The organism is Chryseobacterium sp. HNCC26DJ241 (assembly GCF_057180505.1).
In genome coordinates, this window is sequence record NZ_JBXUGL010000022.1 from 19,974 (window position 1) to 42,107 (window position 22,134).

Here is a 22,134-nt window from a genome sequence, read left to right on the forward strand (position 1 = left end):
TAATTATAATTTATAAATTTTAGATTCTGAATTTTAAATTCAATGTCAATACTCTCACAAAATGTATTCCTCAAAAAAATAAAGTCAAAATGTCACACAATTCTGTGCAACTCTTCATCAATTTCTTTTCTGAGTTGGTTTAAACGAATGATTTTCTGATAGTTTTCCAGATTGTCTTCTTCCTTGTTCATATTGTCTCTCAGTTCCTGAATCAATTTTACTATAAATTCTCTTTTGTGTCGGATAATAACATCGCTTACAATTTTCGGAACAAGCTCAGATTCTTTCCTGAAATAAATATTATGCTTTTCCCAATTGCTGGTTTCGTAAGGTTCTACAAAAGCATCAGCTATTTTTCCAGAAATCTCTTCATCCATCAAAGTCATGAAAAAAGTACCGGTTCTCAGTTCTTGTTCAGACATTCCGGATTTTATTTCTTCAATAATTTTTTTGCTGATTGGAGACTGTATTTCATACTCGTCTTCTTCCAAATGTCCGATTATTTCTTCGATAACGGTAATTTTGTATGGCTCGTTTTCATGGGTTTTTCTATCCATTACCTGATCGCCGAATTTCAGCATCAACTCCACTAACTTTTCTTCCAAAACAAGAAGCGGATTCACGGATAAAGCAGCTTCTTTTACTATTTCCAATTTTTGCTGAACTTCCGTTTTTGCTTTTTCCGGTCTTGTATGATTTTGCTGAACTTGCTTTTGAACATTCAGCTCATTGAAAAGACTTTGCTCGCTTAATCCGAATTTGTTTGAAACTTCTTTCAGGTAAATTTCTTGCTTCAGCGCATTTTGTACAAAAGCAACCGATTTTACGATATCACGAATCGCTTCTGCTTTCCGGATTGGATCATTTTGAGCTTCTTTTAAAAGAATTTCTGCTTTAAAATCAATAAAATCTTTTGCTTCTTTCTGTATAAAATTTTCTACAAATTCTTGTGGATGTTTTCTTGCAAAACTATCCGGATCATCACCATCAGGAAATAACAAAACGCGGATATTCATTCCTTCGGAAAGCAATAAATCGATGCTTCGGAAACTGGCTTTAATTCCGGCTGTATCTCCGTCAAAAAGAATGGTTACATTTTCGGTGAGACGTTTTATTAATTTAATTTGTTCAACCGTCAAAGCAGTTCCTGAACTGGCAACAACATTTTCAATTCCGCTTTGGTGAAGGGAAATCACATCCATATAACCTTCCACCAAAAGACAAAGCTGAACTCTGGAAATCGCCTGTTTGCTTTGGCTCAATCCGTAAAGAACATTGGATTTATGATAAATTTCCGTTTCCGGAGAATTGAGATATTTTGCAGTTTTTACGTTGCTTTTCAATATTCTCGCTCCAAAACCCAAAACCCTCCCAGAAAATCCATGAATCGGGAAAATCACTCTTTCACGAAAACGATCAATTCCATCAGGAGCATTTTCCGGAAAAATAGAAAGTCCGGATTTTTCAAGAATTTCCTTTGCATAGCCTTTTTCCAGAGCATATTTTGTGAAAGCATTTTTCTGTTCCGGGGAATATCCCAATTGGAATTTTCGGATGATTTCTTCTTTCAGTTCACGTTCTTTAAAATAAGAAAGTCCGATGGTTTTACCTTCTTCCGATTCCCAAAGATTTTCCTGAAAAAAAGTATTCGCCACTTCATGGATTTTGAAAAGCAAATCCCGTTCTGTTTGCGATTGTTTTTCTTCTTCGGAAAACTCACGCTGATCTTCTTCTATTTCTATTCCGTATTTTTTAGCAGCATGACGAAGTGCTTCCGGATAGGTAAATCCTTCAATTTCCATGAGAAAAGTAATGGCAGTTCCGCCTTTTCCAGTGGAAAAATCTTTCCAAATTTGTTTACTTGGAGATACCACAAAACTCGGAGTTTTCTCTTCACGAAACGGGCTCAAACCTTTCAGATTTGCTCCTGCCCTTTTCAGCTGAACATATTCCCCAATAATTTCTTCCACACGAATGACAGAAAAAATTTTGTCTATGGTTTGTTTAGAAATCATTCTGTAAAAATAGGAATTTGTTTGCTCTTTTGTTGTATTGATTTTTAATATTTTCAAGCTGAACACGCCTTTATGGCCTGTTCCTACATATAACCTTTTAGTGTACTTCTATCTAATTTGTAGTATGTTTCTAAATTTGCACGCTTTTTTTGCACAATCTATTTATTTTGCACGCCTTTATAACGTATTTCTACATGTAACCTTTTTGGTATGTTCCTACATATTGTTATAAAAATTCAATTTTAAATTCAAGAATTTTTCCCGAAATTTCGGTTCTCAAATTCATTGTTTATTTTTTGACATTAGAAACCTCCATAGAATATCTAAAAGGAATCGGTCCGGAAAAAGCCAAACTCATCAAAAACGTATTGGGAATTTCCACTGTGGAAGATTTTCTGAACTTCTTTCCTGTCCGATATTTAGATAAAAGCAAAACCTACACAATAAAAGAATTAAAAGGCGAAGAAAGTCTGGAAGTTCAATTGAAAGGGAAAATAACCGATCTTACAGAAGTTGGCGGTGGAAGAGCAAAACGACTTTCCGCAAAATTTCATGATGAAACGGGAACAATAGATTTGGTTTGGTTTCAGTATTCTCAATGGATGAAAGACCAAATTCCGCAAAACAAGGAATTGTATATTTTCGGAAAAATCAATGTTTTCAATCGGGTTTTTTCTATGGCTCATCCGGAAATAGAACCTATTGAAAATAAAACACAAGAAACCCGACTGCGTCCCATTTATCCAAGTTCGGAAAAACTGACAAAACGGGGACTGAACCAAAAATTTTTTCAAAATATTTTAAAAAATATCTGTATCGAAATTCCGAATCTGATTCAGGAAAATCTTCCGAGTTATTTGATGAAAAATTTAAAATTGATGTCTCGGCAAGAAGCATTTTTGAATATTCATTTTCCAAAAGATATTCATCATTTTAATCATTCTGAAAGACGTTTAAAATTTGAAGAAGCCTTCTTTTTCCAATTGGGTTATGGTCTGAAAAAACTGCATCATAAAAGTCATTCTATTGGAAATCCATTTCCGATTGTCGGAGATTATTTCAACCATTTTTATGAACATCTTCTTCCTTTTGAACTTACGAATGCTCAAAAAAGAGTTTTGAAAGAAATCCGAACCGATATGAAACGTCCGATCCAAATGAACAGGCTTTTGCAGGGCGATGTTGGTTCCGGAAAAACAATGGTTGCCTTGCTTTCGATGTTGCTGGCTTTAGATAATAGTTTTCAAAGTTGTATCATGGCTCCCACAGAAATTTTAGCGCAGCAACATTTCAACGGAATTTCCGAACTTTTGGAAAAAACGGGAATTTCTGTAAAATTATTAACCGGTTCTACAAAAATTTCTGAAAGAAAAATCATTCACGCCCAGCTTTTATCAGGTGAACTTTCTATTTTGGTAGGTACTCATGCTTTGCTGGAAGATATTGTTCAGTTCAAAAATTTAGGATTAGCTATTATTGATGAGCAGCATCGTTTCGGAGTGGCTCAACGTGCAAAACTTTGGGCAAAAAATAAAATTCCGCCACATATTCTGGTAATGACTGCAACACCAATCCCGAGAACTCTAGCCATGAGCTTTTATTCCGATCTTGATGTTTCCGTGATTGATGAAATGCCGGTCGGAAGAAAACCAATTATTACTGCACATCGCCGAGAAAAAGACCGACTTTCAGTTTATCGTTTTGCAAAAGATGAAATTGAAAAAGGAAGACAGATCTATTTTGTTTATCCATTGATTGAAGAAAGTGAAACTTTGGATTATAAAAATCTAATGGAAGGTTTTGATCATATTTTAGAATTTTTCAAAGATTATACTACAACTATGCTTCATGGAAGAATGCGACCGGATGAAAAAGATACCAATATGCAGTATTTTGCTTCGGGAAAAGCAAATATTATGGTTGCCACTACCGTAATAGAAGTTGGTGTAAACGTCCCGAATGCAAGTGTAATGATCATCGAAAGTGCAGAACGTTTCGGGCTTTCGCAACTTCACCAATTGCGAGGAAGAGTTGGACGTGGTGCGGAACAAAGCTATTGCATTCTCCTAACTTCCGATAAACTCAGCAATGAAAGCCGAAAAAGAATTAAAACCATGACCGAAACCAATGATGGTTTTAAAATTTCTGAAGTCGATATGCAACTTCGTGGCCCAGGAGATATTTTGGGAACGCAACAAAGTGGCGTTGTCGATTTCAAAAAACTGGATTTGGTAACGGATGGAAAAATCATAAAAGCATCCAAAGAAACGGTAGAATACATCCTTGAAAAAGATCCACTTCTCTCCCATCCTGATAATCAGATCATGAAAAATTATTATCTGAAACAGTATAAAGGAAAAAATAAATGGGGAAAAATCTCTTAAAAACTCCGGAAAGAAAAAGCGTTGATAAAACTTTAAGTTCTGTCAACGCTTTTCAAAATATTAGTAGTTATACTTTTACAAATTTTCCAAAATAAAATCTGTCATTTTCTGGTAAAGTTGGGCTCGAGTTTGCCCTCCATAGATTCCGTGATTTTTATCCGGATAAGCCATGAAATCAAATTGCTTTTTATTTTGAATCAAGGCTTCGGAAAATTCCATTGAATTTTGGAAATGTACATTATCATCAGCTGTTCCGTGCATCATTAAAAATTTTCCTTTCAATAGTTTTGCATAAGTAGTTGGAGAATTATCATCATATCCGGACGGATTTTCCTGAGGTGTCAATAAAAATCTTTCCGTATAAACCGAATCGTAATATCTCCAATTGGTAACCGGAGCTACCGCAATTCCCATTTTGAAAACATCCGCTCCTTTTGTCATGGCCAAACTTGACATATATCCACCATAACTCCACCCGAAAATTCCAATTCTGGACTTGTCAATATACGATTGATTTCCGAACCATTTTGCAGCAGCAATTTGGTCTTCAATTTCGTATTTTCCTAAATTTTTGTAAGTTACTTTTTTAAATTTTGCACCTTTAAAACCTGTTCCTCTTCCATCTACACAAGCCACAATATATCCTTTCTGAACCAGCATATTGAACCAAATTCCATTTCCCTGATCCCAAGTATTGGAAACTTGCTGAGAACCCGGACCCGAATATTGATACATGAATAACGGATATTTTTTATTTGGATCGAAATTTTTAGGTTTCAAAATCCATGCATTCATCTGATCGCCCGTTTCGTTTGTAATGGTAAAGTATTCTTTCACCACAAAATTATCATTTTGCAGCTTTTGCAGTTGCTCATTATTGTTTTGCAATTCTTTCAAAGATTTTCCACTTCCATCTTTTAATGTATAAGTAAATGGTTTCTTTGCACTGGAAGATGTTTCAATAAAGTACTGATAATTCTTACTAAAATTGGCAGAATTATTCCCTTCTGATTCAGAAATAACAGCAGTTTTTCCATTTTCTATATTCAGTTTGGAAACCACTTTGTTAATACTTCCGTTTTGTGTAGTCTGGATGTAAACTTCCTTAGATTTCGGATTAAAACCATAATAATCCGTCACTTCCCAATTTCCTTTTGTTACTTGTTTTTTCAAATTTCCGTCTTTATCATACCAATATAAATGGCGAAATCCATCACGCTCTGATGCCCAAAGAAAACTATCGTCTTCCAAAAATTCTATCGTTATATTATCCGTTTCGACCCATTTTTCATCCGTTTCCGTAAAAAGTTTTTTTACTTCACCAATTTTGGTATTCACTTTCAGAACATCTGATGCATTTTGTGTTCTTTGTGAAGTGATTAAAACTATTTCATCCGGTTTTGCTGTCTGAATGACATTTGGAATGTAATAATTTTTGAAAGAAGAAAGATTGAGAGCAGTGGTTTTTCCGTTATCCAAACGATACAAATGTGCAGAAACTATAGAGTTTTTTTCTCCGGCTTTCGGATATTTGTAGCGCATTTCCTGCGGATAAAGATTTTTTCCATAGATCGGAATGTAAATTTCAGGAACTTCAGATTCATCCGATTTTACAAAAACAATAGCATCGGAATTTTTTGTCCATTCGTATTGTCTTGCGTGTCCGAATTCTTCTTCATACACCCAATCTGCCAAACCATTCAGAATAGAATTTTTCTTTCCATCAGTAGTAATCTGAGTCATTTTTCCTGAACTTAAATCCTGATAAAATAAGTTATTTTCTGAAATAAAAGCTACTTTTGTAGCATCAGGAGAAAATCTTGGTTCCTGAATAAAATTCCCATTATTGAGACTCATCACATTTCCGGATTTCAAATCTTTTACATCAAATTTTCCGAAAAAAGAATGACGATAAATTGGTTCGCTTTCTTTCAGTAAAAGGATTTTTGATTCATCCTCAGAAAGTTCGTAGCTTTCAAAAGTTCCGTCTATCAAATTTCCTTCTTTTTGTGATGTTTTATAAGAATATTTAGCGATTCCATCTTTCTCTATCACAGCATAATTTTCACCATTTTTTAATGAAGAAATACCGGCAATTCCTTTTCCCTTGTAATATCCGGAATAGATCTTGTCCAATGTGATTTCCTGTGCAAAAATACTTTGAGTGAATAGTACTGCAATTCCGATCGTAAAAACTGTTTTTTTCATGTAGAAAGTATTGAGATTTCCAAAGATAAAAACTTTAGGCAAAAAAGAAACAGATATGAAAGAGGATTTCAAATTTTATCTTATTTGAAAAGTGTAATTATTTCTAAAAATTTTAAAACCTATATTTTTTCTTTTGGTCGGCTTATTGAAGAAATCTTAAATAAACAAATATTATGGCTACAAAGAAGTATTCAGACAAAGCCCAAGATAAAGTGGGAAAAGTGATGCACGAATTCAAAGAAGGAAAATTAAAATCTTCTTCCGGAAAAAAAGTAACTAACAGAGATCAGGCAATAGCAATCGGAATTTCCGAGGCAAGAGAAAAAGGTCTTAAAGTTCCTAAAAAAACGACTAAAACACCAACCAAAAAAACAACAAAAAACTAATTTTTTTAATCTTCGGCTACATTCAGACAAAAAGGCTAAAAAAACATTTGATGATTTTTTTCAGTTTAAATAAAAAGAATGCAGTCGAAGTATTTTTTTAAGAATATTGAAACTTTCTTACAGCTTCCAATATAATTTCAATTTCTTCATTACCAATAGCATCGGAAACAAACCAAGATTTTAAAGCATGAGGCGGAAGGAAAATCCCATTCTGCAATAGAAAATGAAAAAATGTATTGAATAGGGAAACATTAGAATTCATCGTATCTTCAAAATTTGAAATCTGGTTCGTATGGAAAAACAATGATAAAATAGAACCTTTCCGATTAATTCTGTGAGAAATATTTTTTGAATTCAAAATTTTACCAATTTCAAAATCTAAAATTTCTGCTTTTTTATTCAAATTATTGTAAAAATTGGGCGTGTTTTTCAGCAAATTCAAAGTAGCAATTCCAGCTGCAAATGCCAGTGAATTTCCATTCGGAATTCCTTCCGCAAAAACATCACCAAATGGAGCAAAATAGCTCATCAATTCTTCATTTCCACCAATAGCACCCATCGAAAAACCTCCACCAATTATGCTTCCGAAAATTACTATATCCGCTTTTATAGCAAAAACTTCCTGAGCTCCACCTAAAGCCAGACGAAAACCTGTTTTGGTTTCATCGAATATCAATAAGGTTTTGTGCTCATCACACAACTGACGAATTTTTTGAAGAAAAAATGTTTCGGCAACAATGCATCCCATATTTGCGGCAACTGGCTCTACAATAACGGCTGCTATTTCCCCGGAATGAATTCTAAAAATATCTTCGAGTTGTTCACTATCGTTGAATTTTGAGATCAAGGTTTCGTCTGAAAACTCTGTTGGAATTCCTAAAGAATTGAGATTCAAATTCAAAGAATTTCCTGCACCGGAATCTTTCAATAGCGATTCTGAATCTCCATGATAGCAACCGGAAAATTTCAGAATTTTTGTTCTTTTTGTAAATGCTCTTGCCAATTTTACAGCATTCAAACACGCTTCTGATTCTGAAGTCAAAAATTTTACCTGATGGATGTTGGAAATATTTTCTACAATTTGTTTTGCCAGTTCCGTTTCCAGTTCGGACGGAGTTCCGGTAGAAAATCCATTTTCCAATTGTTTCTGAAAGGCTTCTAAAATTATGGGATGATTATGTCCTAAAACAGCCGAGGAAGTACTAATATCTATATACTTTTTATTCTCTACATCCATAAGATATGCTCCTTTTGCAGATTTTATAAAAACAGGATTTTTTCCAACTGTCCCGAATGAGTGTGCAGGAGAATTTATACCTCCTGAGATATATTTTTTGGCTTCTTCAAAGAATTCGGAATTGTTCATGGTTTTAAATTTTGAATGCGCCTTTTTGGCGCATTCCTACAAGTATTTTGTTATGATCTTGGCTTCTTTTGCTGAAGATAGATCAACTGTCCGGTTTTAGGTTGTTCTCCTTCATCCATTCTGTTTTTGGAATACAATTTTGAAAGTTTTATTCCAAATTTTTGAGAAATATCGTGCATGGTTTCACCAGCTTGGGTTTTATAAGTCGCTACATTTCCTTTGGAAGATTTAGATTCCAGAAATAAGATATCATTCTTTCTGATATTTCCATTATTCAATTCATTCCACTTTATCATTTTTCTTTCACTGACTCCAAATTTTTGAGAAAGGAATGCAATATTGGTGTCAGCCGGAACTACAAAAAATTTTTTACCTCCGTTTGGATGATTTTTTACCAGAATAGAATTCAATAATTCTTTATCTGTTTTGGTTGTTTCAGAATTTTCCTTTTGCTTTTTGTAAGTAGGCTGTTCTTGAGGAGCTGTGAATGTTACGGATTTTGTTTTGTTCTTATTCTGATCCATTTGAGCCATAAAAACATTATCACTCTGCAATTCAGGATAAAGTTTCAGAACTGTGTAAAGAACTTCCTTGGAATTGGCTTTGTCGAATTCGTATAACTTATATTTATTAATTTTATCAATCAATATATAAGCATAACGCGGATTTGTTGCATATCCGGCTTTTTTCAAACCATGAGCCCAACCTTGATAATCATTGGCATCCAGCTTAAAAAGATTTACATAATATTTTCGGTTAGCCAAAAATTTAGAATGATCTTCATAAGATTGTCTTGGATCATCATAAACTCGGAAACATTCATTAGGAGCATCATCGGTATGCTTCATGGTTTTTCCTGTCCAATCTTCTTTACATTTGATTCCGAAATGATTGTTGCCTTCTTTTGCCAGTCTGCTTTGTCCGCCTGCAGTTTCTAAAAGTCCTTGTGCAAGGGTAATAGAAGCCGGAATTTTATATTTTTCCATTTCTTCCACAGCATACATCGCAAATTTTTGGATATACTGATCTTCTGTAGTCCAAGTCTGCGCAGAAATTTTAATTAAAAATAAAAGGCTTGCAAAAGCGAAAAGTCTTTTCATTTTAAATCTTTTTTAATTTTTAAAATTGATAAGCATTCTGTTTTGTTTTTCCAGCATTTGGTTTGCTCCTTCAATTCCCTGTAAACCACCGGTATGAAAAACTAAAATCTTACTATGATCAGGAAAAAAACCATTATCTATCATTTCAAAAACCTTCATCATCATTTTTCCTGTATAAATTGGTTCTAACGGAATTCCGTATTTTTCATAAAACCAGTTTATAAAACGGATATTTTCGTCTGATATTTTACCATACTTCTCTTGAGGTTCAATCAAAGTAAAATTTTTCTTGCCAGAAAACTGAAAAATTGTTTCCTCTAAAGAGTCATCTTTTACAACTTTAATTCCAATAACTTTCTGATTATCTTCACAATATTTTGAAATTCCAGCTATTGTTCCTCCAGTTCCAACTGCCGTGCAAAGATAATGAAAATCTTTTGTACCACTTCCAAGCATATTTTGGATACCTTTTACGGCAAGAATATTAGTTCCACCCTCTTCAATTAGTAGTGATTGTGGGTATTTTTTCAGAAATTTATCTTTCAAAATTTCTTTGTCTTTATATTCATTTCTGGTAACAAAATGAAAACTCATTCCATTTTCTGATGCAAGTCTTAAAGTCGGGTTTTTACTGAAATTATTGGTAAGTTCTTCTCCTCGGATAATTCCCAAAGTTTTGATCCCGAACTCTTTTCCTAACGCAGAAACCGCAGCAATATGATTGGAAAAAGCACCTCCAAAAGTAATAATAAAAGGATTTTCAGGATTTTTCTCAAGATAGTTCTGAACATTATAAAACAACTTCCAGTATTTATTCCCTGAAATTTCGGGATGGATGAGATCTTCTCTTTTTATGAATAATTTTATATTCTCTTTAAAGGGAATTTCAGTAATGGGAATATTTTTTTCGGGAAGTTTCATTTGCAGTATTAATTTCCAAGATAATTACAAAAACTCCACACTTTTTTTGATTTTAAGTAGCCAAGATTATCTTCGTTTTCATAGGCTTCTTTTTCAAAGGAAATGCAACGATATGCCAAATGTTTATTTTTTAGTTTAAAAAACCAGTAATAATACTCTATTACATACCAAATATAAAAGAAAATGATCAGCAATTCTAATTGTTGCCGAAGATGTATTTTTTCATGATTTATCATCACTTCATCATCTTTATATTCGCTTTTTTTTAGCAATATAAAAGGAAAAAGTGCAATGCCATTTATTTTTGTATTTTTGAGCAGCTTTTGGCACACTATTATCATTCAACAAAAATATAAAAACTTTTGATTGAGAATTTAACTTATGCTTAACTATGATATCAAAGAAAATGAAGACTTTTATTATTCAGAATTAGGATATAAAGTTTTCACAGAAAAATTTCATTTAAAACGTGGATACTGCTGCAAAAGCGGTTGCAAACATTGCCCTTATGGCTATGATAAAAAAACCAATACTTTAAAAAAAAATATTAAAAACCAAAAATAAAATGAAATCAAAAATTTTTGAAAAAATAAATATAAAAGCCATGAGTAAAAAATATCTTTTCTTAGCGTTAGCTTCTGTTATGCTTACATTTTCGTCATGTAGTCCATTTCAGGTACGTTCTGATTATGCTGAGACTGCCAATTTTTCTAATTATAAAACCTATAAACTGAGAATTGATGATCTGAAACTCAATGATATTGACAAAGACAGGGTTTTGAATGAACTTTCCAAACAACTCCAGATGAAAGGTTTAAATTCTGGAGAAAATCCGGATCTTATTGTAAATGTGAAAGCCAATCACAAAAAAGTGACGGATATCCAAACTTCCAGACCTTATGGAATGTGGGGTTGGGGTGGTGGTTTTGGTTGGGGTTTTGGAATGAACAGAACCTGGACTAACAACTATAATGAAGGAGGTCTCATCATAGATCTTGTAGATGCAAAAACTCAAAAATTGGTGTGGCAAGGAGTTGGAAACGGAATTGCTGTAGATGCACCAAGAACGAAAAAAAGACAAATTCCTGAAATAGTTGCCGAAATTATGGCCAATTATCCACCACAAAAAGGAAGATAATTACTTTTGACTTTATAATAAAAAAACTGCTTTTCGAAAAGCAGTTTTTTTATTTTTATTTTCCTAAAACCTCTGTAATCGGATCTCCAATATTTCCGCTTGGAAATTGTATTCTGAGCAATGCAGAAACCGTAGGCGCAATATCGGTCATATTATAACTCTTACTACTCTCTCCTTTTTTAATTCCCCAACCCATAAAAATAAGTGGAATATGAGAATCATAAGAATTCCAAACACTGTGAGTCGTCCCCTTTTTAGCATAAGAATCCAACATAGAATCATGAGATATCAACTGAATATCACCACTTCTCTGTCGGTTTAGTCCATTTATTATTCTCGTTTTGATAGGCTCCGGAATAGTGGCCTCTTGTACTTTATCCGAAGAAACGGCATATAAAACAGTAGGGTCTTTTTTCAATTCTTCTAAAGTAAAATTACGAACATCATCTAGCAAAAGTTTATTTTCTGCTAAAACCTTTCTGTCAAAATAAATCTGATAATTTTCAGAAGCGTTAATCAGTTTGTCAGCTCCAAATTTTTCTTTCAGTTTTTCATTTAAATTTTTCATGAAATTTTCTCCGAAGAAACCTGTCGGAATTTTATGAGCTTCCAGAAAACCTTCGGAGTGAGCACCACCATGATCTGCCGTAAGAAAAACAGTATACTCCCCCTTTCCTACTTTGGAATCCAAATATTTGAAAAATTCAGCCAGATCTTTATCCAATCTAAGATAAACATCTTCTACCTCTATAGAATTTGGGCCAAATTTATGTCCTGCATAATCTGTTGATGCCAAATTAATAGCTAAAAAATCGGTAACAGCATCTCCTCCTAAATTTTCACCGTTCATGGAAGCCTCTGCCAATTTTAAGGTTAAAGTATTCCCGAAAGGTGTAAAACGGATATTATCCTTTTTAGCTTGATAATCTGCTGCCAAATTATTGTACGGAAATGTGGGTGCCTTTGCGCTTCCCAAAAGTCCTTCCCAAGAAGAATTATCTGGAGAACTCTCTGTATATTGATCTATTGGCAATAGTGTATTCCATCCGTTTGCGACCAATTGATCCGGTAAATTTTGTGAATTAAAATCTTTCAGCCATTGTGGAAGATCATTCATATAATAAGTACTTGTGATGAAATCTCCTGAACTGTCATCAAACCAAAAAGCACCTGTCGGAGTATGTCCAGCTGGTAGAATGGAAGCTCTGTCTTTAAGAGAAATTCCTATCACTTTTCCTTGAAAATTTGTAGCCAATCGCAGTTCATCGGTAACTGTTGTAGACCAAAGATTTCGTGGCGAGTGTTTTCCTACCTTTTCATTGACAGTACCAATGGATTGTACATTGGCATCATCTGTACAATAAACATTTTTCCCTGTTTCTTTATCCATCCAGTCATTTCCAGCAATTCCATGAATGGCAGGAACCGAACCTGTATAAATACAAGTATGTCCCAAAGCTGTAATAGTAGGAACATAATTAATATGAACATTATTAAGTGAATAGCCATTATTCAGAAGCCTTTTAAAGCCATCTTTACCATATTTTCCATAATATCGGTACAAATAATCCCAACGCATCTGGTCTACTACCAAACCAACTACTAATTTTGGTCTTTCTGGTTGGGAGTTTTTATTTTTTTGAGCATTAACAGAAATTACAGATAAACAAGCGAAAGCTGCAATAGTGATTTTCTTGAACATTTATTTACTTTTTATGTATTGCGAATTTACGGATTCTTAAATTTTTTGGATGCTAATTTTTAACTAATTTGGAAAAACTGTAAAACAGCTCTATCTTTAATGTTTTTAGTGTAATAATTTATGATTTGCTTTAGAGTAAATTAAAACGAAAATTGAGAAAATATTACAAAAAATTGATCTTTAACGAAATAAAACAGACATTATAATTTCGTCCTGCTATTTGGATTTGAAAGGCAAAATCTCAATTTGCTAATCCACTTAAAAAGATGTTATCCTATTTTGTCGAAAGAAATTGTAGTTCTTGTACTCAAAAACAAAATAAAAGAGTTCGGCACAATTCCGAACTCTTTTATTTGAAAATAGGTTTACTTTGTCAAATTTTTTGGGAAAACACCTTCACATTTTTCTCATGAATGAGAATGATCTTTTGGAGGTTGTGGATATTTTCCACTGTCTGCTTCTTCAATTTTTGAAGCGGCTGTCATGGCCGTAAGCATATCATTCAGCATATTGCTTGCAGCAGTAGGAGAATTTGGTAGAAGAACCAAATTGCTTCTATTATTTGCTCCAATGGAATGAAGTGTATCGTAATGCTGAGTAACGACAATCAAAGCTGATGCTTCCTGAGAACCAATATTTACATTGTTCAACATTCTTACGGATTCTTCCAGACCTTTCGCTATTTCGCGCCTTTGGTCGGCAATACCTTGTCCTTGTAATTTTTTGGATTCGGCTTCTGCTTTTGCAACAGCTACAATTCGGATTCTTTGTGCTTCCGATTCATATTCTGCGGCCGTTTTTTCACGCTCAGCTGCGTTGATTCTGTTCATGGCATGTTTCACCTGTTCATCAGGATCAATATCCGTAACCAATGCTTTCACAATATCATATCCGTAACTTTGCATCGCTTCCTGAAGTTCGCCTTTTACCGCAATTGCAATATCATCTTTTCGTACAAAAACATCATCAAGTTTCAACTTCGGAACTTCTGCACGAACAACATCAAAAACATACGAAGTAATTTGATTTTCAGGATTTTCCAAACGATAATATGCATCTCCAACTTGAGTTCGGATTACCTGATACTGTACTGAAACCTTCATTTTAATAAAAACATTGTCCAATGTTTTGGTATCAATCAACACATCCAATTGCTGAATTCTGAGGTTGAGTCTTTTTGCAATCTGATCAATAATCGGCAACTTAAGATGAAGCCCGGAATGTTTTACAGATTGGAATTTTCCAAAACGCTCAATAATAGCTGCCGTTTCCTGTTTCACGACAAAAAATGAAGCAAACAAAATAATAAGTCCAAAGAAAATAAGTGGTGCTAATACAAATGACATCGTTTAATTTTTTTAATTAATAGAATAAAGATACGGAATCACATCGTCATTCCAATATCAATTCCTTTTATTTTTCGGTAAAGATCCGTTGCAAAATTATCCGTCATTCCTGAAACAAAATCCAGAACACCTAACACTTTTCCATAGACACTCGCATTTTCGTAAATGAATTGTTGGGGAATTAATTTCAAAGCCATTTTATCGTACGATTTTCTTTCGTCCTTGTCTTTTAAAATAGGCGGTACAAAATGATTGAGCAATTCGTACATTACATTATAACCCGCATTTTCAATCTCTATAACAGCTTTGTGATTATAAATTTTTTCAATGGAAAACCTTTCAATTTCTGCTAAAGAAGAACTTTCAGTTTTAAAAATATCCAGTAAAGCCTTATCTAAAGTTCCGTTCAAGATTTTATCAAAATTTTTCAGATAAATTTCTATAGTTTTATTAATCAACGAATTAATAACTTTTGCTCTCAGATATGAAATTCTTTCATTTTTATTGGTGACCAAAGTCAGCTTATCTCCTACTCTTTTCAGATCGTCCGGATTTACAGATTTTATAAGATCAATAAAGAGGTTTTCGCAATCATCAGAATTCACGATTCCTAATCTGTGAGCATCTTCCATATCAATAATATTGTAGCAAATATCATCGGCAGCTTCTACTAGCCACACAAAAGGATGTCTTTTAAAAATTATAGGTTCTTCCCATTCCAATTGCATTTGGGTTTCTCCCGCCAATTGCAGAAAAGTAGCTTTTTCATTTTGAAAAAATCCGAATTTTTTCCGATTAATTATTCCTTTCTTCTTTGCCACAGATTCGCAAGGATATTTTGCAATACTTGCTAAAGTAGTGTAGGTCAATTGCAAACCACCTTCGTCCTTACCTTGCTGTTGATGCGTCAAAACTCTGATTGCATTGGCATTTCCTTCAAAATTTACAAGATCTGCCCATTCTTTTTCATTAAATTCCGATTTTAGGGACGATTCATTTCTTTCAAAATAACTGGCAACCGCATCTTCACCGGAATGTCCGAAAGCAGGATTTCCAACATCATGACAAAGACACGCTGCTGCAATTACATTATTCAACTGATGCTGATAAAAATTTTTAGAAATTTCATTGAGATCATTTTCATAATTTTTGAAAATAAATTCTCCGGCAAGACTTCCTAAACTACGACCAACAGAAGCTACCTCCAAAGAATGCGTCAAACGATTATGGACAAAAACACTTCCCGGAAGCGGAAAAACCTGAGTTTTATTCTGTAATCTTCTGAATGCCGAAGAAAAAATAATCCTGTCAAAATCCCTCTGAAAATCTGTTCGCGAAACAACATTTTGCTGGTGATTTCCTGTACGTTGATTAGTGAAAATTGAATTCAAATCCATAATAGCTTCAAAAATAAGTCTTATTTTATTTTTAGCAGAATAATATTTGAAGTTTTTACTGAAAAACAAACTTGATAAAAGATTATTTTATAGTATTAATGAAAGAAAAACTGCAAAATTTATTGGAAAATATAAAAAACTAAACAAAATTGTATTGATGAACATGATCTTCAAAAATTAAACGCGATATTGGGTTTATCTTACAAATCAAAAGTTGAACGCGCCTTTATGGCGCGTTCCTACAAATTAATTCATATAACTTTCAATCGGTTCACACGTACAAACCAGATTCCTATCTCCATATGCTTCATCCACTCTGGAAACGGAAGCAAAAAATTTGTGAGTTCTAACCCAATTCAAAGGATAGGCTGCTTTTTCGCGGCTGTATGGTTTATCCCAAGAATCAGAAATTACCACTTGTTCTGTATGAGGGGCGTTTTTCAGAACATTGTTATCTTTATCCGCATCACCACTTGCAATTTCTTCAATTTCTTTTTTAATGGCAATCAATGCTTCTGCAAAACGGTCGATTTCTTCTTTACTTTCGGATTCTGTTGGTTCGATCATTAAAGTTCCGGCAACAGGAAAAGAAACTGTAGGAGCATGAAAACCATAATCCATCAATCTTTTTGCAACATCAGCCACTTCAATTCCCAACGTTTTGAATTGTCTAAAATCTACAATACATTCATGCGCTACCCTTCCGTTTTCATTGGCATACAAAATTGGGAAATGTTCTGCTAAAATTTCTTTTAAATAATTGGCATTTAAAATAGCATATTCCGTAGATTTTTTAAGGCCAGATGTTCCCAACATTTTGATGTAAGCATACGAAATATTCAGAACAAGCGATGAACCATAAGGTGCAGAAGAAATGGCATCAATAGATTCTTTTCCTCCAATTTTTATATTCGGATTGGTTGGTAAAAACGGAACTAAATGTTCTGCTACACAAATCGGCCCAACTCCGGGACCGCCACCTCCATGCGGAATGGCAAAAGTTTTATGAAGATTCAGGTGACAAACATCCGCACCAATATTTCCCGGACTTGTAAATCCAACTTGTGCATTCATATTTGCTCCATCCATATAAACCTGACCGCCATTTTCGTGAATCAGTTTTGTAATTTCTTTGATGTTGGCATCAAAAAATCCGTAAGTGGATGGATAGGTAATCATTACCGCAGCAAGATCATTTTTATGTTCCTCAGCTTTTGCTTTTAAATCTTCAAAATCAATTTCTCCGTTTTCAAGATTTTTCACTACTACCACTTTCATTCCTGCTAAAACTGCGGAAGCAGGATTAGTTCCATGAGCAGATTGAGGAATTAGCACAATATTTCTATGCTTATCTCCTCTTGATTTATGATATTCGCGAATCACCATCAATCCAGCATATTCGCCTTGAGCTCCGGAATTTGGCTGAAGCGAAGTTCCTGCAAAACCTGTAATTTCTGCCAAATCTTTTTCCAGTTCTTTTATCATTTCCTGATAACCTCCTGCTTGCTCCGTCGGAACAAAAGGATGAACATTTCCCCATTCTGCCCAAGACAAAGGCAGCATTTGAGTTGCAGCATTCAGTTTCATTGTACAAGAACCCAATGAAATCATGGAATGTGTAAGCGATAGATCTTTTCTTTCCAAACGCTTGATGTATCGCATCAGTTCTGTTTCCGTATGATATTTGTTGAAAACTTCTTCCTTCAGAATTTCATCTTTTCTCAATAATGATTGTGGTATAGAATATTCTTCTTTTATAGAAAGCCTAAAACTTTGTTTGTTCAAGAAATGGGCAAAAGTATCCAGTAATTGTTGGATTTTTTCAAGAGTTGTGGTTTCATCAATCGAAATACTTACAATTCCGTCCGAGAAATAATTCAGGTTGATTTTATGATCTCTCATCAAACGCATTAGTGATGGTTTATCATTTTCATGAATTCTGATTTTCACCGTATCAAAAACCGGTTCTTCCACTACATCAAATCCTAAAATTTTTAAAGCATCATGCAAAGCATTCGTTTTATAATGAATCTGATCTGCTATAAAATTCAGACCTTTTGGCCCGTGATAAACCGCATACATTCCCGCCATTACAGCCAAAAGAACCTGAGCTGTACAAATATTGGAAGTTGCTTTTTCTCTTTTAATGTGTTGCTCTCTTGTCTGAAGTGCCATTCTCAAAGCACGCTTTCCGTACATATCCTGAGAAACACCGATAATTCTTCCAGGTATATCTCTTTTGTAGCTTTCTTTACAAGCGAAAAACGCAGCATGAGGACCACCATAACCCATCGGAATTCCGAATCTTTGGGAAGTTCCAACTGCACAATCAGCGCCCATTTCTGCAGGAGATTTCAATTTTACTAAAGCCAAAATATCACAAGCAACGGCAACTTGTAGCGAAAATTCTTTATAATAACTAATATTTTCAGAATAATCGAGAACAATTCCATTTTTTCCGGGATATTGAAGAAGAATTCCAAAATATGAATCATTAAACTGATGTGTTCTGTGATTTCCAACAATAATATCAATTCCCAAACCTTCTGCTTTGGTTTTTAGTACAGCAATAGTTTGCGGAAGAACAAGATCTGAAACGAAAAATTTTTGTGCATTTGCTTTTTTCTGATCTTTGGTTCTGCTTTCAAAAAACATGTGCATGGCTTCCGCAGCTGCAGTTCCTTCGTCTAAAAGTGATGCATTTGCTAAAGGAAAACCCGATAAATCCGAAACTACCGTTTGGAAATTCAAAAGTGCTTCCAATCTTCCTTGTGCAATTTCTGCCTGATACGGAGTATAAGCGGTGTACCAACTTGGATTTTCCAAAATATTTCTCTGGATAGGAGAAGGAACAATGGTTCCAAAATATCCGAAACCTATATAATTGTCATACAGTACATTTTTAGAAGAAAGTTCTTTGGAATGTTGTAGCATTTCATATTCCGAAAGTGGTTCCGAAATTTCCAAATCACGCTCCAAGCGAATGGTATTTGGAATAGTTTGGGAAATAAGCTCTTCAATATCTGAAACACCAATTTTTGCCAACATCTCCTTCTTATCATCTTCATTAAGAGAAATGTGGCGGTTCACAAACTGTGTAGTATTCATAAATTTTATTAGATTTTTGTATGAAAAAATGGGATTCGTAAAAGTACAATTTTTTAGAAAATTCTACAATCCAATTTTTGTCATGGAATAACTTTCTGTTTGGAATTATTCTAAATTAATTTTATATTTGCAGCATGAATGCATCATCTGTAATTCCTTTCAAAATTACTCCTTTAATGCCGGCTTCTTCATATTCAGAAGAAATGTATTGTGGCAAAAAGAAATGTTGCAAAAAATTCAAAAAAGGGAAACGTTGCAAAAAATGTCCGGGAAGATTAAAAATGGCCTAATTTTTTACCAATTCCATTTCTAAAATGGTTCTTCGTCAAAAACTGTGGAATTGAGTTTCAAATGTTTTTCATAATCTTCAATGCTCTGTTCTTTTGTCTTGAAACAAAAGAACCAAAAGTTCAAGACTTGAAAACTCGGCTAAAATTTTGAAGAATTTCCTAAAATCTCCAAAACTCGGGCGGAAGCAAGGTTTGTCTTTCATAAAAAGAATAGTGACGCCACTCAAACAGTGGAGATTTTTTAACGGAAATTCTTCAAAATTTTTTAACGCCTCCGTTTCCTATGTCGAGATACATCCAATGGATAATAATTTAATTTCCATACTTTTTGGCGAAGAGTCTCTAAAATCCTTTCATTAGGAAATATATTGCTATTACAATAAAAATAATGGCAATTACGATTTTAAAAATTTTTGAACTCTGTTGAGAATTTTTGTCTTGATTTGGTTGAGGTTTTAAAATTTCCTCCATGTTTTTACGAATTCTTTCTGATTCGTTTTCCGAAATTTCCGTGAATGTAATTCCCTGAACTACAGTTTTATTAATGAGCGTATTCATTGCCTGAAGCACAACATGAAATTTACCATCTTTGAATTCCGTAATTTTAAACGTTCTTTCTCCATACATTTTTTCTAAACCAAAAGGCAGGATTTTTACAACATCTGCGTTATTAGTTTGCCAGTTCAGAATGATTTCTTCACCTTTTTTTACACGAATTTTATTGGCAGAAAACGTTTTGATATGAGGCGGAAGATTGGATCTGGAACTTCTTTGCTGATGACCAAAATTCTGATCATAAATCCTTCTTTTTTCCGTATCCATCAATGTATCGTATGCTTCCTGAATTTCACGAAACCGATCTTCAAAAAAAGTATCGTTTTCATTTTTATCAGGATGATATTTTAAAGAAAGTTTACGATAGGCTTTTTTGATGTCTTCCGAAGAAGCATTGTGTTTTAAGCCCAAAAAATAATAATAGTCTTTCAACTGAAAAGAAATTGTTGCGCAAAAATAATGAAAAATAAAAAAGCGGAACCGAAGTTCCGCCCGAGTTAATAATTGATAATTGGGAAATGTTATGCTTCCGCATTTTTATGAGATCTACAGCATTTGTTTGCAAATTTAGCTTTCATTTTTCCTTTTAGTTCTTCATACTGTTCATCACTCATTTGTCTGATTTTGTCTGCTAATCCGAAAGGTGTTCTTTCTTTGATATCGTATTCGTCAAAAATCCCTTTCATAAATTTTCTTCTTTCTGCTATTTTTTTAGCCACTAAAACTCCGCCCACTACAGCAAGTGCTCCTAATGCACCTTTTAAACTTGAATTTTTCATTTTTTCTTAAATTTTAAATTTTACTACTTTTTTTGAAAACACCATTGCTTCTACAATTTTTAAGTTTGAATATTCAGAAGCGTGTTCTACAATTTTTAAGACGTTTATCTTTTATTTTTACTTTACTATTTTTTATTTTTTTTTTTGATTGCTCACTATTTGTTAAGAAGTGCAAACTCTTTTCAAGCTATTACATACTTCTACCATTCGCAAAGGGATTTCACGTCATTGAATCTTCGATTTCATTTAACAAAAAAAATCGAAATTTTCTAATTGCGGATATTCAAATACTTTTTAGATTTCTACAAAATGACAAAGACAATGCCACATCGCGTACTAATGGAAATGATGTAAAATTTTTATTTTTTACAAAAAGGATGATTCCCAAATCTTTCTTTTAGCTTTTCCTTGAATTTTTCTCTTTCTTCGGAGGTCATGTTTTCCATCCTATCCTTCCATTGCTTTTCTTTCCACTGGCTAAATTTTCCTTTTCCACCATGAAATCCACCAAAAAGAATCTTGCTCAAAACTAAAATTCCCATAGCTTGCCAATAAGTAATAGCTTTTACGCCTACAATTTCTGGAAGAAGCATATTCCAAAGCCACATTACAATAGCAGTGACAAGGAAAAACATTGCTATTATTGCAATAAAAATTAAAAATCCTTTTCCTTTTTTATTTCTGTGTCTGTTCATAATTCTTAATAAAAATTTAGTCTAATAAATCTTTGTACAAAGTATTGAGTTTCTTTCTCAAATATTTTACCGCATATTGTTTTCTGCTGATAATGGTTTTAAGATTTTCGCCTTGTTCATCGGCTATTTCCTGCAATGTTTTATCATTAATCTCATTGTCTACAAAAACAACTCTCTGTTTTTCCGGCAATTCTTCAATCGCTGCCTGAAATTGATTCCAGATTTCATCCTGAAAAAGTTTCAATTCCGGACTTTCTGAAGTATCCATCAGCAAAATATCTTTTATGGAAAAACTTCCATCTTCATCTTCATAGACATAATCTTCCAGATTGTCTGTTTTCTTTTTCCGATAGCTGTCCGTAATTTTATTTGCTGTAACACGATACAGCCAGCTTCCTACATTCACAATTTCTGAGATATTAGACAGATTACTGAACTGATACCAAACTTCCTGAAGAATATCTTCCGCATCTTCCGTATTATTCACTTTTGGGCGAATGTAAGACATCAGTTTTCCTCCGTAACTTTTCACGGCTGTATTAATGATATTTTGTTTTTCCCTTTCGGACATCGGAAGTTTTTCTGCAATCTCCATATTGCTATGACGATCGACTTTTGGATTTTACTTTAAAGTTTTTGAAAATATTTTTAAAATTAGTATAAACTTGTGGTTTTACAATATACTTCGGCTTTATTTAAACTTGAAAGTTCAGGTAAAGAAACATATAAATGCTACTATTCATT

General features: G+C 33.6%; 19 protein-coding genes. 5 read left to right on the forward strand and 14 right to left on the reverse strand.

The genetic code is table 11. The features are described from left to right. Nucleotides 1-92: 92 nt before the first annotated feature. Entirely contained in the window at nucleotides 93-2,015 is a 1,923-nt protein-coding gene (gene dnaG / locus AC2A1C_RS11000; protein WP_484025761.1) for a DNA primase, read from the reverse strand. A 296-nt stretch (nucleotides 2,016-2,311) separates the two neighbouring features. Here dnaG and recG point away from each other — a divergent pair, with 296 nt between their 5' ends. After that, nucleotides 2,312-4,399, forward strand: a complete 2,088-nt coding sequence (gene recG / locus AC2A1C_RS11005; protein WP_484025762.1) for an ATP-dependent DNA helicase RecG — start codon at nucleotides 2,312-2,314, stop codon at nucleotides 4,397-4,399. Between the two features lie 75 nt (nucleotides 4,400-4,474). Here the strand turns inward: recG and AC2A1C_RS11010 are convergent, their stop codons facing one another. Continuing rightward, nucleotides 4,475-6,607: a S9 family peptidase gene (locus AC2A1C_RS11010; RefSeq protein WP_484025763.1), complete on the reverse strand. Its 2,133-nt coding sequence runs from the start codon at nucleotides 6,605-6,607 to the stop codon at nucleotides 4,475-4,477. 173 nt (nucleotides 6,608-6,780) lie between these two features. Here AC2A1C_RS11010 and AC2A1C_RS11015 point away from each other — a divergent pair, with 173 nt between their 5' ends. Further along, nucleotides 6,781-6,993, forward strand: coding sequence for a DUF6496 domain-containing protein (locus tag AC2A1C_RS11015; protein ID WP_484025764.1), 213 nt, complete (start codon nucleotides 6,781-6,783; stop codon nucleotides 6,991-6,993). A 97-nt stretch (nucleotides 6,994-7,090) separates the two neighbouring features. Here the strand turns inward: AC2A1C_RS11015 and AC2A1C_RS11020 are convergent, their stop codons facing one another. From AC2A1C_RS11020 to AC2A1C_RS11035, 4 genes are read right to left on the reverse strand one after another with little or no spacing between them, the layout of a single operon-like run. After that, nucleotides 7,091-8,359 carry an aspartate aminotransferase family protein gene (locus AC2A1C_RS11020; protein ID WP_484025765.1) on the reverse strand — a complete coding sequence of 423 codons (1,269 nt, stop codon included), beginning with the start codon at nucleotides 8,357-8,359 and terminating at the stop codon, nucleotides 7,091-7,093. A gap of 50 nt (nucleotides 8,360-8,409) precedes the next feature. Continuing rightward, nucleotides 8,410-9,459 (reverse strand): glucosaminidase domain-containing protein, encoded by a 1,050-nt coding sequence (locus AC2A1C_RS11025; RefSeq protein WP_484025766.1) that lies wholly within the window; start codon nucleotides 9,457-9,459, stop codon nucleotides 8,410-8,412. A 12-nt stretch (nucleotides 9,460-9,471) separates the two neighbouring features. After that, complete coding sequence (locus AC2A1C_RS11030; protein WP_484025767.1) at nucleotides 9,472-10,380, reverse strand: 1-aminocyclopropane-1-carboxylate deaminase/D-cysteine desulfhydrase; 909 nt, start codon at nucleotides 10,378-10,380, stop codon at nucleotides 9,472-9,474. 8 nt (nucleotides 10,381-10,388) lie between these two features. Continuing rightward, nucleotides 10,389-10,721 (reverse strand): hypothetical protein, encoded by a 333-nt coding sequence (locus AC2A1C_RS11035; protein WP_484025768.1) that lies wholly within the window; start codon nucleotides 10,719-10,721, stop codon nucleotides 10,389-10,391. Nucleotides 10,722-10,761: 40 nt separating this feature from the next. On the opposite strand from AC2A1C_RS11035, the gene AC2A1C_RS11040 reads away from it, so the two are divergent. Then, nucleotides 10,762-10,944, forward strand: a complete 183-nt coding sequence (locus AC2A1C_RS11040) for a C1orf53 family protein (protein WP_484025769.1) — start codon at nucleotides 10,762-10,764, stop codon at nucleotides 10,942-10,944. A gap of 1 nt (nucleotide 10,945) precedes the next feature. Continuing rightward, nucleotides 10,946-11,518, forward strand: coding sequence for a DUF4136 domain-containing protein (locus tag AC2A1C_RS11045; protein WP_484025770.1), 573 nt, complete (start codon nucleotides 10,946-10,948; stop codon nucleotides 11,516-11,518). 55 nt (nucleotides 11,519-11,573) lie between these two features. On the opposite strand, the gene pafA is transcribed toward AC2A1C_RS11045, so the two are convergent. The 4 genes from pafA to gcvP form a co-directional block, all read right to left on the reverse strand. Further along, nucleotides 11,574-13,220: an alkaline phosphatase PafA gene (gene pafA, locus AC2A1C_RS11050; protein ID WP_484025771.1), complete on the reverse strand. Its 1,647-nt coding sequence runs from the start codon at nucleotides 13,218-13,220 to the stop codon at nucleotides 11,574-11,576. 407 nt (nucleotides 13,221-13,627) lie between these two features. Then, nucleotides 13,628-14,566, reverse strand: a complete 939-nt coding sequence (locus AC2A1C_RS11055; RefSeq protein WP_484025772.1) for an SPFH domain-containing protein — start codon at nucleotides 14,564-14,566, stop codon at nucleotides 13,628-13,630. A gap of 38 nt (nucleotides 14,567-14,604) precedes the next feature. Next, nucleotides 14,605-15,963, reverse strand: coding sequence for a dGTP triphosphohydrolase (dgt, locus tag AC2A1C_RS11060; protein WP_484025773.1), 1,359 nt, complete (start codon nucleotides 15,961-15,963; stop codon nucleotides 14,605-14,607). Nucleotides 15,964-16,209: 246 nt separating this feature from the next. Further along, the gene (gene gcvP / locus AC2A1C_RS11065; protein ID WP_484025774.1) at nucleotides 16,210-19,071 is read right to left on the reverse strand and encodes an aminomethyl-transferring glycine dehydrogenase; all 2,862 of its coding nucleotides are present in this window, start codon (nucleotides 19,069-19,071) and stop codon (nucleotides 16,210-16,212) included. A gap of 134 nt (nucleotides 19,072-19,205) precedes the next feature. Here gcvP and AC2A1C_RS11070 point away from each other — a divergent pair, with 134 nt between their 5' ends. Then, entirely contained in the window at nucleotides 19,206-19,361 is a 156-nt protein-coding gene (locus AC2A1C_RS11070; RefSeq protein WP_484025775.1) for a hypothetical protein, read from the forward strand. 342 nt (nucleotides 19,362-19,703) lie between these two features. Here the strand turns inward: AC2A1C_RS11070 and AC2A1C_RS11075 are convergent, their stop codons facing one another. From AC2A1C_RS11075 to AC2A1C_RS11090, 4 genes are all read right to left on the reverse strand, one after another. Next, nucleotides 19,704-20,348 carry a J domain-containing protein gene (locus AC2A1C_RS11075; protein ID WP_484025776.1) on the reverse strand — a complete coding sequence of 215 codons (645 nt, stop codon included), beginning with the start codon at nucleotides 20,346-20,348 and terminating at the stop codon, nucleotides 19,704-19,706. Between the two features lie 89 nt (nucleotides 20,349-20,437). Then, the gene (locus AC2A1C_RS11080) at nucleotides 20,438-20,695 is read right to left on the reverse strand and encodes a hypothetical protein (RefSeq protein WP_484025777.1); all 258 of its coding nucleotides are present in this window, start codon (nucleotides 20,693-20,695) and stop codon (nucleotides 20,438-20,440) included. A 359-nt stretch (nucleotides 20,696-21,054) separates the two neighbouring features. Next, on the reverse strand, nucleotides 21,055-21,390 hold the full coding sequence (locus tag AC2A1C_RS11085) for a hypothetical protein (RefSeq protein ID WP_484025778.1): 336 nt from the start codon (nucleotides 21,388-21,390) through the stop codon (nucleotides 21,055-21,057). Between the two features lie 16 nt (nucleotides 21,391-21,406). Beyond that, nucleotides 21,407-21,985, reverse strand: a complete 579-nt coding sequence (locus AC2A1C_RS11090; protein ID WP_484025779.1) for an RNA polymerase sigma factor — start codon at nucleotides 21,983-21,985, stop codon at nucleotides 21,407-21,409. Nucleotides 21,986-22,134: the final 149 nt, after the last annotated feature.